Origin of the sequence: Rhodococcus sp. P-2 (genome assembly GCF_016598535.1) — a bacterium.
Classification (GTDB): Bacteria; Actinomycetota; Actinomycetes; order Mycobacteriales; family Mycobacteriaceae; genus Rhodococcus_F; species Rhodococcus_F baikonurensis.
In genome coordinates this window covers 5,421,945-5,439,105 of sequence record NZ_CP066779.1, presented here as the reverse complement: position 1 = coordinate 5,439,105, position 17,161 = coordinate 5,421,945, and the positions used below count along the sequence as shown (strand labels likewise).

General features: G+C 63.7%; 14 protein-coding genes. 8 read left to right on the top strand and 6 right to left on the bottom strand.

The genetic code is table 11. The features are described from left to right. Nucleotides 1-8 precede the first annotated feature (8 nt). Nucleotides 9-692: a response regulator gene (locus I7X09_RS25320; RefSeq protein ID WP_200314240.1), complete on the bottom strand. Its 684-nt coding sequence runs from the start codon at nt 690-692 to the stop codon at nt 9-11. Beyond that, nucleotides 689-2,371 (bottom strand): sensor histidine kinase, encoded by a 1,683-nt coding sequence (locus I7X09_RS25315; RefSeq protein WP_234036708.1) that lies wholly within the window; start codon nt 2,369-2,371, stop codon nt 689-691. The genes I7X09_RS25320 and I7X09_RS25315 overlap by 4 nt, the downstream gene beginning before the upstream one ends. A gap of 168 nt (nt 2,372-2,539) precedes the next feature. Between I7X09_RS25315 and I7X09_RS25310 the strand changes: the two genes are divergently transcribed. Both I7X09_RS25310 and I7X09_RS25305 read left to right on the top strand, forming a co-directional pair. After that, complete coding sequence (locus I7X09_RS25310; protein WP_200314237.1) at nt 2,540-3,547, top strand: Bug family tripartite tricarboxylate transporter substrate binding protein; 1,008 nt, start codon at nt 2,540-2,542, stop codon at nt 3,545-3,547. 93 nt (nt 3,548-3,640) lie between these two features. After that, nucleotides 3,641-5,026, top strand: coding sequence for a CitMHS family transporter (locus tag I7X09_RS25305; RefSeq protein WP_200314235.1), 1,386 nt, complete (start codon nt 3,641-3,643; stop codon nt 5,024-5,026). Nucleotides 5,027-5,032: 6 nt separating this feature from the next. Here I7X09_RS25305 and I7X09_RS25300 read toward each other — a convergent pair whose 3' ends face one another. Further along, entirely contained in the window at nt 5,033-6,220 is a 1,188-nt protein-coding gene (locus I7X09_RS25300) for a nitric oxide synthase oxygenase (protein WP_019749425.1), read from the bottom strand. Nucleotides 6,221-6,455: 235 nt separating this feature from the next. Between I7X09_RS25300 and I7X09_RS25295 the strand changes: the two genes are divergently transcribed. Further along, nucleotides 6,456-7,616 (top strand): globin domain-containing protein, encoded by a 1,161-nt coding sequence (locus tag I7X09_RS25295; RefSeq protein ID WP_029538575.1) that lies wholly within the window; start codon nt 6,456-6,458, stop codon nt 7,614-7,616. A 3-nt stretch (nt 7,617-7,619) separates the two neighbouring features. Here I7X09_RS25295 and I7X09_RS25290 read toward each other — a convergent pair whose 3' ends face one another. Beyond that, on the bottom strand, nt 7,620-8,366 hold the full coding sequence (locus I7X09_RS25290) for an FAD-binding oxidoreductase (protein ID WP_050656278.1): 747 nt from the start codon (nt 8,364-8,366) through the stop codon (nt 7,620-7,622). Nucleotides 8,367-8,382: 16 nt separating this feature from the next. Continuing rightward, nucleotides 8,383-9,579 (bottom strand): FAD-binding oxidoreductase, encoded by a 1,197-nt coding sequence (locus I7X09_RS25285; RefSeq protein WP_200314233.1) that lies wholly within the window; start codon nt 9,577-9,579, stop codon nt 8,383-8,385. A 182-nt stretch (nt 9,580-9,761) separates the two neighbouring features. Here I7X09_RS25285 and clpB point away from each other — a divergent pair, with 182 nt between their 5' ends. The 5 genes from clpB to pyrE all read left to right on the top strand — a co-directional run bounded on the left by clpB (nt 9,762) and on the right by pyrE (nt 15,845). Next, a complete protein-coding gene (gene clpB / locus I7X09_RS25280) occupies nt 9,762-12,314 on the top strand; it encodes an ATP-dependent chaperone ClpB (RefSeq protein WP_095972451.1) in 2,553 nt (850 codons plus the stop codon). Between the two features lie 158 nt (nt 12,315-12,472). Then, nucleotides 12,473-13,426 (top strand): hypothetical protein, encoded by a 954-nt coding sequence (locus I7X09_RS25275; RefSeq protein ID WP_095972450.1) that lies wholly within the window; start codon nt 12,473-12,475, stop codon nt 13,424-13,426. An 86-nt stretch (nt 13,427-13,512) separates the two neighbouring features. Beyond that, a complete protein-coding gene (locus I7X09_RS25270) occupies nt 13,513-14,415 on the top strand; it encodes a hypothetical protein (RefSeq protein ID WP_124567423.1) in 903 nt (300 codons plus the stop codon). Nucleotides 14,416-14,460: 45 nt separating this feature from the next. Continuing rightward, entirely contained in the window at nt 14,461-15,261 is an 801-nt protein-coding gene (locus I7X09_RS25265; protein ID WP_095972449.1) for an SDR family NAD(P)-dependent oxidoreductase, read from the top strand. Between the two features lie 50 nt (nt 15,262-15,311). Then, the gene (gene pyrE, locus I7X09_RS25260) at nt 15,312-15,845 is read left to right on the top strand and encodes an orotate phosphoribosyltransferase (RefSeq protein ID WP_200314231.1); all 534 of its coding nucleotides are present in this window, start codon (nt 15,312-15,314) and stop codon (nt 15,843-15,845) included. A 51-nt stretch (nt 15,846-15,896) separates the two neighbouring features. Here the strand turns inward: pyrE and I7X09_RS25255 are convergent, their stop codons facing one another. Next, the gene (locus tag I7X09_RS25255) at nt 15,897-17,153 is read right to left on the bottom strand and encodes an MFS transporter (protein ID WP_003944384.1); all 1,257 of its coding nucleotides are present in this window, start codon (nt 17,151-17,153) and stop codon (nt 15,897-15,899) included. Nucleotides 17,154-17,161: the final 8 nt, after the last annotated feature.

Below are 17,161 nucleotides of genomic sequence, written 5' to 3'. Positions count from 1 at the left end.
GCGAAGGGTCAGCGTTTCCAGACGTATCGACGCTCCGGGCGGCCCACCACTCCGTATTTCAGCGAGGTGGTGGACCGCCCGGTTTCGTAGAGATACTCGAGGTAGCGCCTCGCGCTCGCGCGTGAGATACCGACCCTCTCGGAAATGTCTGTTGCCGAGGCGGGTTCGGTGTCGTCTCGCAGAGCTGTCTCGACCAACTGAAGGGTCTCGGGGCTGAGTCCTTTCGGTAGCCCCTTGAGGGACGACGCCCCCGCTGCGCCACCGGCCACTCCGAAAGCCTCGTCCACCGCGTCCTGTTCTGCTTCGCCGGTACTGTCGAGGTTCGCGTAGGTCGATCGGTATCGCTCGAGCCGCTCACGGAGAACCTCGAACGTGAAGGGCTTCATCAGGTAATGCACGACGCCGCTGCGCAGTGCCTTCTTGACCGAGCCCGCCTCGCGCTCACTCGTGATGACGAGAACGTCCAGCTCCGGTGCCAGCTCGCGAAACGGGGCGATCAGATCCAGTCCCGTGGTACCGGGCAGGTGCACGTCGAGTAGAACCAGGTCGGGTTGCAACTCACCGACCGCGGTCAGCGCGGCCTCGGCCGAATGGGCAACGCCGCACACTTCGAAACCGTCTATCCGCGAGACGAATCCGCTGTGCACCTTCGCCACCATGAAGTCGTCGTCGACCACCAGTACCCGGATCATGCGCCCTCTCCGTCGTGTAGGACCGCAGTGAAGACAGTCCACTCGATGTCCTCTGTCTCGATACCCGGTATCTCGATTCCTGCTGTCGAATACGTGCTCACGGTGACGTCGCCACCGCGTCGACGACACGTCAGGCGCACCAGTGCCAAGCCGAAACCGTGTCCGTCACTGGACTGTCCCTTGGTGCTCCACCCTTGACCGAAGACCCTGTCGCGATTCTCCGGCGCGATACCGGGGCCGGCGTCCTCGACTCGCACTTCGACGGCTGCACCGCGGTCGCGAATCGACAACCGAACCTTGCGGCGCGAGGCTTCCGTCATCTCACCGACGGCGTCGACGGCATTGTCGACGAGGTTTCCGACCACCGTCGCGAGATCTCGTCCGAGCCTGCGGTCCACCGTCTCCAGATGTGTGTCCTCGGTGAGTTCGACCGTGACCAGTCCCTGTGCAGCGGCACCGATCTTGGCGATCACGAGTGCAGCGGTACCGACGTCGGCGATCTTGTCGGTGACGGATGCACTGACCTGCGCGCGCTCCATGGTCAAGCCCTCGACGTAGCCGACCACCTCGTCGTATTCGCCGAGCTGGACGAGGCCGGAGATGGTGTGCAGTTGATTGTCGAACTCGTGGATGTGTGCGCGTAGTGCGTCGGTGCTGGTTCTGGTCACGTCGAGTTCCTCTTCCACGGAGCGCAATTCGGTGCGGTCGCGGAAAGTGGTGACCGACCCGATAGTGCGGCCTTTGGATTCGATCAAGACGGTGTTGAGGACCAGTAGTCGATCACCGACAAGAACCAACTGATCGGATTCGGTTGTGCCGGAGGTCAGTACACTCTGGAGGCGGTCGTCGAGGCCGAGGTCCCGCACAGATCTACCGGCACTCCCGCGTGGGATGTCGAGGAGTTGGTGAGCACTGTCGCTCATCAGCACCACTTTTCCCTGCGCGTCGAATGCGATGACACCTTCCTTGAGGCCACGCAACATCGCCTCTCGTTGGCGAACCAGGTCCAGGATCTCCCCGGCCTCCATGCCGAGGGTCTGCCGTTTGACCCTGCGGGCCAACAGGATCGAACCGACGCCGCCGAGGAGTGAGGCCACCGCGAGGTACACCAGGAGGTTCGGCGCCGACTGCAGCAGTCGCGCCCAGATCGAGGGATACTCGATGCCGACGATCGCAGTTCCGGTAATCGTGCCTTCGCCTCCGAGGATCGGAACGTGCGCTTCCACGGCCTTGCCGGATGGCGTGTCGACCAAGCCTGTCCACGACCGATCCTGGGTCTGACGTGCATCGATGCCGACATCACCGGGGCGCGTCGAAATGACGACAGTGCCGTCGGCGTCGGCAAGCGAGACGTAGGTGACGCCCGAGATGGCGCGCACCGAGTCGACCGAACCCTGTAGTCCGGAGCGCAGGCGGGTCTGAGCCTGGGGGAGTAGTTCGCGTACCGCCGGATTGGCTGCGAGCGATTCCGCTGCGGAGAGTGCGCGACGTCCCTCCTCGCGTTGAAAACTCGCGGACGATTGAGCGAGGGAGAGGGCAGTGACGCACACGAGAACCGCGACGACGATCAGAAGTTGCAGCTCGAGGAGTTGCGACGCCAGAGTGTGCCGGCGCGGACGCAGGCGCGCACGCAGTGGAGACCTGCGCTCTCGCTCGGCCTGCTCGTTTCCTGAGGACACCAGCCAGACCCTAGCCTTCGGTTCGACGTCGGGAAAGCGGCCGTTCGTGAGCACAATGAGCACAAATCAATTTGCTTTCCCAATGGTGACCCCAGTCACAAAGTGCGTCAGTATGAAACCTGTTCACACAGCGGTACCAGCAGACAACCAGCAGACAAGGGCAGCGACATGAAGGCATCGAAGCGGCTGAGCAGGCATATCGCCCTGCTCGGCGCCTGCGCGATGACTCTCGTGCTCTCGACCGGATGCACTCCGGTCGAGTCCTTCTTCGCCGGTGGCCGAGCGGGTGAGAGTTCCGAAGAACTGCGAGTACTGGTGCCCTCGGTGGCCGGTGGTGGTTACGACCTGACCGCCCGGACCATGGTGCAGGCACTGGCCGACGAGGGAACCGTCGACTCCGACGTCGTTGTACTGCCCGGATCGGGCGGCATCGTCGGACTCAACCGGTTGGCTCTCGAAAGCGGGAATCCCGATCTGCTCATGGTCATGGGGCTCGGTGTTCTGGGTTCGCTCGAGATTCTGCCGTCAGAGCACACTCTTGCCGACGTGACGCCGATCGCGAGACTGGTCGAAGAACCGGAAGCCCTACTGGTTCCGGCAGATTCGCCGTACAAAACTCTGGCGGAGCTGACGCAGGCATGGGTGGCGGATCCGTCGTCGATCTCGATCGGTGGTGGTTCGAGCGAAGGTGGACCTGACGGGTTGTTCCGCCTTCTGTTCGCACGGGCAGTCGGGATAGATCCGTCGCTGTCTCCCTATCGCATCTTCGACGGCGGCGGAGAACTGCTCCCCGCGCTGCTCACCAGGCAGGTCGACGTCGCTGCAACCGGAATCGGTGAGTACCTGGATCAGATTGCGGCAGGCACGGTTCGGGTTCTTGCGGTCAGCTCGCCGGAGCGCACCCCGGCGGTGGATGCGCCCACCATGGCGGAGTCGGGCGTCGACGTCACGTTCACCAACTGGCGAGGGCTCATGGCGCCGCCGGGTCTGAGCGACGATCAGCGTCAGCGCTTGCAGGATTTGGTGCGGGATCTGGCGGCAAGCCCGCGATGGAACGAGCTGTCTCGCCGAAATGGTTGGAACAGTGCAGTTCTCACCGAACCAGAGTTCTCTGCCTTCCTTGCCGATCAAGCCCAGTTCGTCGACGCGACGCTCGATCCGCCCGGCACGAACTAGCACAACCGAAAGTTTCGTTTCACCTCCACGAAGGTCACCGGCTCGATTTGCCGTGCCGTTTTTCTCGGCAACTCAGCACAAAAGGAGTTCATCATGCTCGTCACACTCGGCTTCCTCATGGTTGCGGTGTTCATGTTCCTGATCCTCACCAAACGCGCGACCCCGGTGGTGGGACTGACCCTGGTTCCGGTGGCCTTCGGACTACTTGCCGGGGCGGGGCTCGGAATCGGCGACATGATCACCGACGGCATCAAGTCGCTTGCACCCACCGCGGCTCTGTTGTTCTTCGCGATCATCTTCTTCGGAATCATGATCGACGTCGGACTGTTCGATCCGCTGGTCAAACTCATCTTGCGGATGGTGCGGGACGATCCGATGCGGCTCGTGGTCGGAACCGCGGTGCTCGCGATGGTGGTGTCCCTGGACGGCGACGGTTCGACGACATTCATCATCGTGACCTCCGCGCTGCTACCGCTCTACCTCAAACTCGGTGTCAGCCCCGTCGTCCTGACGGTGATCGCCGGCCTGTCCAACGCGACGATGAACATCATTCCGTGGGGCGGCCCGACCGTCCGAGCGGCGAGTGCGCTGGGACTCTCACCGTCCGACGTCTTCGTCCCGATGGTGCCGTCGTTGATCGTCGGCCTGATCATGGTGCTCGGATTCGCGATTCACCTCGGGATCATGGAACGCCGCAGGATCGGGACTTTGGTCCTGACTTCTGAGCGCATCCTCGAAAAGGTCGGAAACGGTAGAAGTTCCAGCACCGGTAGCGCCGGCACCGGCGGCTCGAACGACTCCGAAGACGACGGCGGCGATACCGGACGCTTCATCGACGGCCTCGACCCCAAGCGGGACACCTTGCGACCGAAGCTGCTCTGGTTCAACGCCGCGCTGACGACGATCCTTCTCGTCGTGCTCGTGATGGACATCCTGCCCATCCCGGTGCTGTTCATGATCGCGTCGTCGATCGCTCTCGCGGTGAATTTCCCGGCGGTCAAGGATCAGGGCGAAGCGATCGCCCGCCACTCGTCGAGCATCGTCTCGGTCGTCGCGATGGTCCTGGCAGCGGCCGTGCTTACCGGAGTCTTCCAGGGAACCGGCATGGTCGAGGCAATGGCGGAGTGGCTGCTCCAGGTCATTCCCGACGCCATGGGCCCGCACCTTGCCGTCATCACGGGCGTCCTGAGCATTCCGCTCACGTTCTTCATGACCAACGACGCGTTCTACTTCGGGGTGCTCCCGGTACTGTCCGAGACTGCAGCGCAGTACGGCATCGAGCCGGTGGAGATGGCGCGCGCGTCGATTACCGGGCAGGCCGTACACATGCAGAGTCCGCTGGTCCCGGCGATCCTGCTGCTGGTCACGCTCGCGGGTGTGTCCCTGGCGGATCACCACAAGAAGGTCCTGTGGCGAGCCGGACTGATCTCGATCACGATGCTCGTGGTCGGCGTCGGATTGGGGCAGATCCCCTTCTGAGTGCGATCAGTTGTGGAAGGGGCACCGGCCTTGGTCGGTGCCCTTCTTCTTTTTTGTCACGAAGTTGGGCCGGATGTCGAGATCAGGCTCGTCGTACAGGCGGTGGAACGTCGGTGTGAGCGAGCTGGACATGGGCGGGTTCACCCAGGACCAGTCGGTCGGGCATTTGCGCCCGGCCTTGTCCTCGCGCGCGATGTGATCGATGAATTGCTTTGCGACAGTGTGATGGTCGACCATGATGACGCCGGCCTTGCGGTAGCTGTGGATAACTGCGCGGTTCAGTTCGACCAGTGCGCGATCCTTCCACAGCGTGCGGTCGTGGCTCATGTCGAGCTCCATCATCGCTCCGATGGTGGGCAACATGTTGTAGCGATCGGTGTCGCTGAAGTTGCGTGCGCCGACCTCGGTGCTGACGTACCAACCGCTGAACGGTGTGCAGGGATAGACGATTCCGCCGATGTCGAGATTCATGTCCGAGACCGCGGGAACGGCATGCCATTTAAGCCCCAGATCAGCGAACCAGCTGTATTCGGGATGTTCGATCTCGACCTCGAGTACGAGGTCCGTCGGAACGTCGAAATACTGCAAGGGCTCGTCGGGAACCGAAATCAGTACGGGGAGAACGTCGAACGCCGTACCGGCGCCCTTCCATCCCATCGCGGTGACCTGAGCGGTCAGATCGACGTGCCAGGGGTCGCCGAGGATGCTGCCGTCCGGCTGACGGTAGCCGGCATAGCGGATCAGTTGCGGGCTGAGGATGCGGTACTCCTGGCCGTCCTCGCGGGGAAGGGGGCCGACCGTCACGACGGACTGCAGAGCGCCACCGTTCGTCGACAGACGCAGGTGCTCCCAGCACGCTTCTGCGAGAGCGGAAGCGGTGACGGCATCGCGGGCGTCGATGAGTTTGAGGGTCCGCCAATGGGCGCGACCGACACACCGGGCGTGGTTTCGCCAGGCGAGTTTGGCGCCGACGAGCAATTCCTCCGCTGTGTGCGTGTAGGTGCCGGTCCGATGGAGTTCACGCAAGGCCTCGCGCCGCCGAGACGTCGGGAGGTGGCCCAGTTCCGGAGAGTCGAAAAATTCGACGCACTCGAGTTCCCGACGTTGAAGCTCGGTCAGCGTCGGGGTAGTGGAGGCGATCTGGGACGTAAGCCCGCTATCGGTGGGCAATTCGTCCTGTCGAACAAAATCCACGGCACGACTCCTGTTTGGCTGGTTGAGATTTCGCTGAACGTTAGCTCGGCGATCGAGAGTGTCGAAGCTCTTGTTTATCTTGCACGCAAGAATAAGAAAGGGACGGTCACACCGCGAAATGGGGTCGCATTGTGACACTTGTCCAGAATGATTTACGAGTCAGACATTTGTGACATAAGCTGCAGACGAAATTCCGCGGCGGGTCTTGCCGCGTCTAGTCGGGACGAGGATGAGCGTGGATTCGCAAGCAATCTCTCTGGTCCGGTCGAGCTTCAAATCCGTCGCTGCGGTGGAAGATGGTCCGGAACGGCTCGCCCGTACCTTCTATTCGATCCTGTTCGCTCGATCGCCCGAAACCCGGGAGTTCTTTCCGGCAGCGATGGATGTGCAGCGGGACCGGCTTGTCGGCGCTATCGCCCACGTCGTCGAGCGCCTCGACGAGTCCGACGCGATACTCGAGTACCTCGCGCAGCTCGGCCGCGATCACCGTAAGTACGGCGTCACCGACGAGCACTACACGGCAGTCGGGAACGCGTTGATCGAAGCACTCGAAACTTTCGGTGGCGCAGAAATGTGGACCGACGAGGTGGACAGCGCGTGGCGCAACGCGCTCGCGATCATCTCGGCCGCGATGATGGATGCCGCCAACGCGGAAGACGGACCGCCCGCCTGGAGCGCCACGGTCGTCGAATGCCGTCCGGTCATCAAGGGCGTCGCCGTCGTGCGGCTCCAACTCGACCAGACGATGGAGTACCGCGCCGGTCAGTACGTCAGCGTGCAGGTCGCCGCGAGGCCGCGGATGTGGCGCTACCTCTCGCCGGCCACGCCGTACGACGGGACCGGAATCCTCGAGTTCCACGTTCGGCAGGTCACCGGTGGGTGGGTCAGCCCGGTCATGGTGAACCAGACCGCTGTCGGTGACACCTGGGTGGTCGGTTCGCCCATCGGCGCGCTGGGGATTCCGGAGAACTCCAAGGACCTCTTGATGATCGCGTCGGGAACCGGAGTGGCTCCGCTGCGCGCTCAGATACTCGAGCTGATCCGACGCGGCAACACCCGCAAGGTCCAACTGTTCTACTCCGGACAGCATCCGTGCGATCTGTACGACCTTCCATACCTGTGGAAGTTGGCAGAGAAGCACCCGTGGCTCACGATTGTCCCGGTCTCCGAAGAAGACGAGAATCCGTGGTGGCACACCGAAGCGGAACCGCTGCCCCCGATCGGCATGGCCAGGCGCATCGTCGGCAAGGTCGGCAAGGTCGTGACCTCGTTCGGTGACTGGGCGGGCTACGACATTCAGGTCGTCGGCAGCGAATCCATGGTCAACAGCACCAAATTCAGGCTTCGCGCAGTGGGCATCGACGTCGACACCGTTCGCAATGATCCGACGTACTGACCGTCAGTAAGGATCGAACTGAATGACATCGGCCGGCGTTCCGGCCTCGATCAATCGATCGCGCGTCGATCGAACCATTGCTGCCGACCCGCACACCAAGACCTGATGTTCGGTGAACGCACCGTACGACGCGACGACGTCGGCGAGCGTTCCCTCGATGAGATGATCGTCGCCGAATCCGATGTCGACGTTCAACCGGTCGAACCATCCGTCGGGCGGGCCGCCGTCGGAGAGATCTTCGACGACAGGAATGGGCTGCAACCACGGAAACTGGTCGGCGAGCAGCCACAGCATGTCCGCTGCGTAGAGATCGCGAAGCGTTCTGCCACCGAAGAAGAGGTACACCTGCGGCGGGTTCGGGGTCTGAGCCAGATCGAGAATGATCGACCGGAGCGGAGCCAAGCCGGTTCCGCCCGCGACCATGATGACGGTGGGTCCGTTCTCGTCGACGGACAGGTTGCCGCGCGGGTCGAGGATCTGCCAGACGTCACCGGGCTGGGTGTCCTTGACTATCGAACCGCTGACCCAACCGCCGGGAACCGTCTTGACGTGAAACTCCAGCTTCCCGTCGTGTGAGGGAGGCAGGGCGGGGGAGAGCCGACGGAGCAACCGCGAATTCTGCGGGACGCTGACATCGACGTACTGGCCGGGGCGGAAGGGTACGACATCGCCGACCAGGCGGACAACCGCCAGATCCTCACGGAGACGGTGATGTTCGACAACTGTGCTCGACCAGGTTCGCTGGGCCATGAAAGTTCTCCTGTAGTCAGTAGAGCGGGTCGTGCCGGATCTGGTCGAGCGGAGTTCCGCCGGCACGCAAGGCGTAGACGGTCGTCTTGATCATCGACGGTGACCCCGAGATCTGCACCTGACGGTCGGCCCACGAGCCGAACTGCGCGACCACTTTTCCGATCGGTCCGATCAGCCGGCTGTGCATTCCGAAGGGCGGTTCGAGCACCGGTCCGTTGTGCCACCAAGGGTTTTCGGGTTCTTCGGAAACCGGTACGACGGTCAACCACGGGTTGCTGAGCGAGATGTGCCAGAGGGTTTCGAGGTCGTAGAGGTCGCACGGGTAGCGGCCGCCGACGAACAGATGCACGCGCGGGTTGTTCGCGCGTTGGGACATTTCCATCACCTGGGCCCGCAGAGGGGCGATGCCGGTGCCGGACCCGATCATGAGAACGTCACGGTCGCTGGTGAAGTCGACCTCGAGACCGCCGAGAGGAGTGGACATGACCCAGCGGTCACCGACGTTGGTTTCGCTGACGATCGCGGGGCTGACCCATCCTCCCGACACCTTGCGGATGTGGAACTCGAGCTGACCGAAAGGGTTGGTCGGAATCGCCGGTGAGTAGTACCGCCACATTTTCGGGCGCTGCGGAATCTGAACGCCGACGTACTGTCCCGCCCCGTACGGAATGGGTGGGTCGGCTTCGAGGCGCACTATCGCCAGATCGTCGAGGACTCGTTCGTGGCTGACCACGGTTGCGCCCCAGAGCGCCGGGGTCGTATCGGATTCGGCGCCGTCGGCCATCGTGCTCACGACGAGGTCGGTGAACTGCGACCAGGCCTCGTCCAGTTCCGGCGTCCACTTGTAGCGGCTGTGCGCGCTCGTGCCGTACATCGACCGAACCGCGCGCTTCAGAGCGACGCCTGCGGCCTCGTAGTGCTCACGCTCGACACCGTAGCGACGGTGGTCGCGGCCGAGTTGCGTGAGGAACTTTCGGATCCGGCGATGCTGCGGCAGATTCTTCACGACGAACTCGACGGCTCTGAAGAAACGGTGGCCCTGCGATTCCATCCCGGCGGGGAACAATGAGCGGTACAGAGGATGTTCCGCAAAGAGGCCGGTGTAGAACACTGCCGAGAAGTGCGCGCGGCTCTCTTCGTCGTCGGTCAGAGAATCGAGGCTGGATTGCAGACGGGCGATCACTGTCGGATCCAATCCATCCCCCTTTCGCACCAGCTGCAACTCTCGCCACAATTCTAGTACGGCCGAAAATGTGACCTACGAAACCAACTCGGTCTGGCGAAAACAAACTTGAGCGGAATAGACTCAAGTTTGTCCGCGTTGAGCATAGTGACACAGTCGCAATACCAACCGGTCGCGGCTCTTCCCGTTCGACTTCGCCAGAAAGGTGACAAGTGGACTCGTTCACACCAACAACCAAGACCCAGGCTGCGATGACGGCTGCACTGCAGTCGGCGTCGTCGGCGGGTAATCCCGATATCCGGCCCGCCCATCTGCTGGTCGCATTGCTCGACCAGACCGACGGCATCGCTGCCCCACTACTCAAAGCCGTAGGCGTCGACCCCACGGTCGTACACCGTGAAGCTCAGGCAATCGTCGACCGCCTGCCCAAGACAACCGGCGCAAGCTCCACTCCACAACTCGGACGCGAGGCACTCGCGGCACTGACCGCTGCTCAGCACCTCGCCACCGAGATGGACGACGAATACGTCTCCACCGAGCACGTCCTCTACGGACTGGCCGGCGGCGACTCCGACGTCGCCCAGTTGCTCGTGCGCCACGGCGCCACCCAGGACGCACTGCGTGAAGCCTTCACCACCGTTCGCGGCAGCGCTCGCGTCACCAGCCCGGAGCCGGAAGGCACCTACCAAGCGCTGGAGAAGTACTCCACCGACCTCACCGAAGCCGCGCGAAGCGGCAAGCTCGATCCGGTGATCGGTCGCGACACCGAGATTCGTCGTGTCGTGCAGGTGCTCTCGCGTCGTACAAAGAACAACCCGGTCCTCATCGGTGAGCCCGGCGTCGGTAAGACCGCGATCGTGGAGGGCCTGGCCCAACGCATCGTCGCGGGTGACGTCCCGGAATCGCTGCGAGGCAAGACCGTCGTTTCCCTGGACCTCGGGTCCATGGTCGCCGGTGCCAAGTTCCGCGGTGAATTCGAGGAACGTCTCAAGGCAGTTCTGGACGACATCAAGAACAGCGCCGGACAGGTCATCACCTTCATCGACGAGTTGCACACCATCGTCGGCGCCGGAGCCACCGGTGAATCCGCGATGGACGCAGGCAACATGATCAAGCCGATGCTCGCCCGCGGTGAGCTGCGGTTGGTCGGTGCCACCACACTCGAGGAGTACCGCAAGTACATCGAGAAGGACGCAGCACTCGAGCGTCGTTTCCAGCAGGTGCTCGTCGGTGAGCCCTCGGTCGAGGACACCATCGGCATCCTGCGCGGCCTCAAGGAGCGCTACGAAGTGCACCACGGCGTCCGCATCACCGACTCCGCGTTGGTGGCTGCTGCCGCGCTGTCGGACCGCTACATCACGTCGCGGTTCCTGCCGGACAAGGCCATCGACCTCGTGGACGAAGCCGCATCGCGACTGCGTATGGAGATCGACTCGCGGCCCGTCGAGATCGACGAGGTGGAACGCACGGTTCGCCGACTCGAAATCGAAGAAGTGGCACTCGAGAAGGAAACCGACGACGCGTCCAAGGCACGGCTCGAGAAGCTGCGTCAGGAACTCGCCGACGACCGCGAAAAGCTCAATCAGCTCAGCACCCGCTGGCAGAACGAAAAGCAGGCCATCGACTCGGTGCGCGTGCTGAAGGAACAGCTCGAAAACCTGCGAGGAGAGTCCGAACGCGCTGAGCGTGACGGCGATCTGGGCAAGGCAGCCGAGTTGCGCTACGGCCGCATCCCGGCGCTGGAGAAGGAACTGGAAGAGGCAGCAGCCGCTTCCGGAGCCGCCTCCGACGGTGACGTGATGCTCAAGGAAGAGGTCGGGCCAGACGACGTCGCAGACGTGGTCGCAGCCTGGACCGGAATCCCCGCCGGCCGGATGATGGAAGGCGAGACCGAGAAGCTGCTCCGCATGGAGTCCGAACTCGGCAAGCGAGTCGTCGGCCAGACCGACGCCGTCGTCGCCGTCTCGGATGCGGTTCGCCGCGCCCGAGCAGGTGTCGCCGACCCCAATCGGCCCACCGGTTCCTTCCTGTTCCTCGGCCCGACCGGCGTCGGTAAGACGGAGCTCGCCAAAGCCTTGGCGGACTTCCTCTTCGACGACGAGCGCGCGATGATCCGCATCGACATGAGCGAATACGGTGAGAAGCACTCGGTGGCCCGACTCGTCGGTGCCCCTCCGGGATACGTCGGCTACGAAGCCGGCGGCCAGCTCACCGAAGCTGTTCGGCGACGCCCGTACTCGGTGGTCCTCTTCGACGAGGTCGAGAAGGCACACCCCGACGTGTTCGACGTCCTGCTCGCAGTGCTCGACGAAGGCCGACTCACCGACGGTCAAGGCCGCACGGTGGACTTCCGCAACACCATCCTGATCCTGACCTCCAACCTGGGATCCGGTGGCACACGGGAGCAGGTCATGGACGCGGTGCGCCACGCGTTCAAGCCGGAGTTCATCAACCGTCTCGACGACGTGGTCATCTTCGACTCGCTCTCCGAAGAGCAGCTGGAGCACATCGTGGACATCCAGCTCGAGCAGTTGCAGAAGCGTCTGGCTGCGCGTCGTCTCACCCTCGAGGTGAACGGTGCGGCTCGGATGTGGCTCGCAGTGCGCGGCTACGACCCGCTGTACGGCGCTCGGCCTCTGCGTCGACTCGTTCAGCAGTCGATCGGCGACCAGCTCGCCAAGCTGCTCCTGGCAGGCAAGGTCCAGGACGGCGACACCGTGCACGTCGGTGTCAGCGAGGACGCGGATCAGTTGGTTCTCTCCTGATTCGGTAAGCGGAATGCCCCGTCGATCCACTTGGAACGGCGGGGCATTCGCATTTTGTTCTACCCTGGATGGCTGGATGCTCGAACCGGGGATGAGTGCACCCGCGCCTCTCCGAACGACTTCGACGCTCTTTCGTCCCAACCGAAGGTGAGCCAGGCATGACCGATCAGAACGATCCGCGTAACTCGGGTGGGCCGCGCCGTGAGGATCCCGAGGCCACCGAGGTGTGGGGGCGTACGCCCGACCAGCCGACGGAGCAGTACGGGACGGTGTCCGGCCAGAATCCGAACCAGCCGACGGAGTATTTCGGTCAGCAGCCGGGGGCACAGCAGTATCCCTACGGTGGCCCGGATCAGAACACGGAGTACTTGGGGCAGCAGGGGCAGCAGCCGAATCCCACTCAGGCGTTCCCTGCCTACAACCCGCAGTTCGATCCGCAGGCGCCGCCGCCCGGAGCGACGCAGGCCTATCCGCCGTACACGGCCCAGCAGTACGGGACCACGGATCAGTACGGAAATACGCAGCAGTACGGAAATACACAGCAGTATCCGGTTGCCGGTGGTGGCGGTGGTGTCCCGCCGGAACAGCCGTTCATCGAGGACGGGTCGTCGGGAGGCGGCAAGAAGCGCAAGCTCGCGACATGGGTGGCCGCCGGCGTGGTCGGGATCCTGGTCGCCGTGATCGCGATCGTCGCGTTCTCGGCGTTCGGTTCGAACGACAAGGGCACCCAGACCGCTTTCGTTCCCCCGACCACCACGACGCAGGCGCCGACCACCACACCGCCGAAGGCGAGCACCACGGCACCGACTCCGACGACGGATTCCCCGCTCAGCCAGCTTCCGGGCGGGCTCGGCGAAGTCATCGGTGACGCCGGGGGAGCCGTCGGCACCGTCAAGTCGAATGACGGCGGCACATTGGTCATCGATTCGATCGGCGGCTCGCAGGTGACGATCCTGACCACTGCGGACACCACGCTCATCGCGCTCAACCGCGCCACCATCGCCGATCTGCAACCGGGAGACAACATCGTCGTCGACGGAACGCCGGTGGAGAACGGGACGATGACCGCCAACACGATTCTGAGTACGTCGCTGCCGAAGTTCGGCAACTGAGTCGTTCACGACACATCGGGCGAGTTCACCAGGGTGTCGCGGGAGGTTGAAGCCGCGAGTCGCTACCCTGGAGGGTGATGACTGGAATGTGGTTCGGACTGGCAGCAATTGCACTCGCAGGCGCGGGTGCGCTTCTGTACGTCGACAGGACGAGGCGAGATCAATCAGGGCGAGTGCGTCAGATCTGGGCGAAGGCTCAGGGCTACACGTACACGGCTACCGACGATCAGCTGGCAGGCGAATGGCATCGCGCGGTCATGGCCAAGCAGGACTACCTCACAGCCACCGACGTCGTCCGAGGCCGTCGCCGCGGAGAGCAGTTCGTGCTGTTCGACCTGGAAGAGACCGCGACCATCGTGGCCGTTCGCCGCGAGATCGGGTCCGACGTCGACATCGATCTCCGGTTGAAGTCGACAGCTCCGCCCAAAGACGGTGACCTGAACCTGCTGGGTGCGATCGGTTCCCGGGTGGTTTTCGCAACGGACCTCGAGATTGCTCGTCGCGTCTGCGATCAGCGCATGGTGGCGTTCACCGAATCCGTTCCGCCGTCGATCAGCATGCTGTGGAGCGAAGGGCCGTGGACGCTCGGCTCGCTGCCGGTGACCAGCAACGGCCGGGATTGGGACGCAGCAATCGAGTCGGTTGCGCGGCTGTCCGGCATCTTGCACGTACTGCCCCCCGTCACCGATCCCAACGAACTCGAGGTCGATCACGATCCGAGCCGTCCGCGGCCGGGGGCCGAGAAGTCTCGCCCCGCTCAGGATCCGGTAGAGCAGCCCCGTTCGCGTCAGGAGCAGCCGCCTCGTGAAGCTGCACCTCGTGAATTTTCGCCGCGCGAGTCCGCGCCGCGTGAATCTGGATCGCGTGAATCTGGACCGCGTGAATCTGCGCCACGTCAGGACCAATCGCTGCGCAAGCCCGAGGCGGCCGACAAGCCGGCTCAGCGTCCGGCGTCGCAGCGCTCGGGCACAATTCGCCCCGTCGACTGACCTTCAGGTTCCCGTCCCGTCCCGATAACCACTAGCGTGGCCGGTATGTCGACTTCCCACTCGGATCGCCCTGTGCGTCCCGTTGCCCTGGTGACCGGACCTACCTCTGGTCTCGGCGCTGGTTTCGCCAAGAAATACGCCTCCCTTGGATACGACCTGGTTCTCGTCGCGCGTGACGAGGTCAGATTGCATGACCTCGCGTCCGAGCTGAAGACGATGTTCGGCACCGAGTCGGAGATTTTGGTTGCCGATCTCGCATCCGAGGCCGGACGCGACACGGTCGCGCTTCGATTGGAGAAGGGCGTCGAGGTGTTGGTGAACAACGCCGGATTCGGTACGTCCGGCGAGTTCTGGACCGCAGATCCGGCGCTGCTGCAGTCGCAACTCGACGTCAACGTCACCGCCGTGATGCGGCTGACCCGCGCGGCGCTGCCCAGCATGATCGCGTCGGCGCACGGAACGATCGTCAACGTCGCGAGCGTCGCGGGGCTGTTGTCCGGGCGCGGTTCGACGTACTCGGCAAGTAAGGCGTACGTGATCTCGTTCACGGAGGGACTGTCCGGCGGGTTGGCCGGAACGGGAGTGCGCGTGCAGGCGCTGTGCCCGGGCTTCATCCGCACCGAGTTCCACGAGCGTGCGGGTATCGAGATGTCCACGATCCCCAAGCCGATGTGGCTGAGCGTCGACCAGGTGGTTGCGGCGTCGATGAAGGATCTCGGTGACGACAAGGTCATCAGCATTCCGGGAGTCCAGTACAAGGTCCTCACTACGGCTGGGCGTCTGGTTCCCAAGGGTCTGGTTCGTCGGCTGACGAACATCGTCGGCCGAGGCCGCGGGCGAACCTAGCCCAGAGGCAGAAGCCGAACACAAGGCAGTGGTCGGTAGGCTGAGCACTCATGAGCGATCGTGAGGATTTGGCTGCGCTGGTGCGCGAATTGGCTGTTGTACACGGAAAGGTGACGTTGTCCTCGGGCAAGGAAGCCGATTACTACGTCGACCTTCGCCGCGCGACACTTCACCACAAGGCGGCGCCGCTGATCGGCTCGCTGCTGCGTGAACTGGTCGCGGACTGGGATTTCGACGCCGTCGGCGGTTTGACGATGGGCGCCGATCCGGTTGCGATGGCGGTGATGCACGCTCCCGGACGCCCGATCGACGCGTTCGTCGTTCGCAAAGCTGCCAAGGCACACGGGATGCAGCGTCAGATCGAGGGCCCGGACATCGTGGGCAAGCGTGTCCTGGTTGTCGAGGACACGACCACGACAGGCAATTCGCCGCTGACAGCAATGAAGGCCCTGCGCGAGGCGGGGGCCACCGTGGTCGGAGTCGCGACGGTCGTCGATCGCGCGACGGGTGCGGATGCGGTGATCGGTGCGGAGGGCGTCGAGTACCGCTCGCTGTTGGGCCTGGAAGATCTGAACCTGAGCTGACGCCCCGTGAGTGGTTAAGGGGTCCCTGCACTCCTTAACCACTCACAGGGGTCAGTCGCCGACGGTGACGGCGAGTGCTTCGTCGACGCTGTGCGGCGCGGGATCGTGGTCGTCGACGTGCGCGAGGACCTTGCGTCCGCTCGACAGGACGAACACGGCGGCGAGGGTGAGCACCGCGCCGACCCAGAACGGCATGTGGACGTTGGACTCGCCGAGCTTGCCGGCAACCCACGGGGCTGCGGCGCCGCCGACGAATCGAACGAAGCTGTAGGCAGCCGAGGCGGTCGACCGTTCCACGGGAGCCGAGATCATGACGGTTTCGGTGATGAGTGTGTTGTTCACGCCGAGGAACAAACCGGCGAGGACGACGCCGACGATCAGGACGATCTTGTTCTCGGTGAAGAGCGCCATCATGCCGAGGTCGAGTGCGAACAGTGTCAGCGCCAGCATCATCATCGGTAGTGTGCCGAAGCGTCGTTGCAGGCGAGGGGCGAGGAAAACCGACGAGATCGCCAGCATCAGGCCCCAGCCGAAGAAGATGAATCCGATCGGGTACGCCCCCATGTCGAGGGGGAACGGTGTGTACGCGAGCAGCGTGAAGAATCCGTAGTTGTAGAGCAGCGCGGTGATGGCAACGGTGAGTAGCCCGCGGTGCCGCAGAGCCTGGAACGGCGCAGCGATGGATGTGTGGTGTTCGGGCTTGGGTGCGCTCGGAAGCATCACGACGATGAGAATGAAGGCAACCGCCATCAGAGCTGCGACGCCGAAGAACGGTGCGCGCCAGCTGATGTCACCGAGAACGCCGCCGACCAACGGTCCGACCGCGATACCGATGCCCAGCGCAGCCTCGTACAGGATGATCGCGCGTGCGACGCCGCCGCTGGCCGCGCCGACGATGGCCGCCAGCGCCGTTGCGATGAAGAGTGCATTGCCGAGTCCCCAGCCCGCACGGAATCCGACGATCTGCCCGATGGTGCTGGAAGCGCCTGCCAGAGAAGCGAACACGATGATGATGGCAAGGCCTGCAAGGAGTGTCTTCTTGGCGCCGATGCGGCTGGACACCACACCGGTGATGAGCATGGCCACACCGGTGACGAGCATGTAGCTGGTGAACAGGAGCGAAACCTGCGACGGTGTGGCGTCGAGTTGTTCGCCGATCGGCTTGAGGATCGGATCGACCAAACCGATGCCCATGAAGGCGATGACGCTGGCAAAAGCTACCGCCCACACCGCTTTCGGTTGCTTCAGGAGGCTCGGCGGAGCCTCGTTCTGGTGCGTTGATGTCGCGGTCGTGTTGCTCACGGCCACCTCCTTTT

Bases quoted from the DNA above. Each gene is read 5' to 3' on its own strand.
- I7X09_RS25320 (WP_200314240.1), bottom strand. From the start codon at position 692: ATGATCCGGGTACTGGTGGTCGACGACGACTTCATGGTGGCGAAGGTG.
- I7X09_RS25310 (WP_200314237.1), top strand. From the start codon at position 2,540: ATGAAGGCATCGAAGCGGCTGAGCAGGCATATCGCCCTGCTCGGCGCC.
- I7X09_RS25305 (WP_200314235.1), top strand. From the start codon at position 3,641: ATGCTCGTCACACTCGGCTTCCTCATGGTTGCGGTGTTCATGTTCCTG.
- I7X09_RS25290 (WP_050656278.1), bottom strand. From the start codon at position 8,366: ATGGCCCAGCGAACCTGGTCGAGCACAGTTGTCGAACATCACCGTCTC.
- I7X09_RS25275 (WP_095972450.1), top strand. From the start codon at position 12,473: ATGACCGATCAGAACGATCCGCGTAACTCGGGTGGGCCGCGCCGTGAG.
- I7X09_RS25270 (WP_124567423.1), top strand. From the start codon at position 13,513: ATGTGGTTCGGACTGGCAGCAATTGCACTCGCAGGCGCGGGTGCGCTT.
- I7X09_RS25265 (WP_095972449.1), top strand. From the start codon at position 14,461: ATGTCGACTTCCCACTCGGATCGCCCTGTGCGTCCCGTTGCCCTGGTG.
- pyrE (WP_200314231.1), top strand. From the start codon at position 15,312: ATGAGCGATCGTGAGGATTTGGCTGCGCTGGTGCGCGAATTGGCTGTT.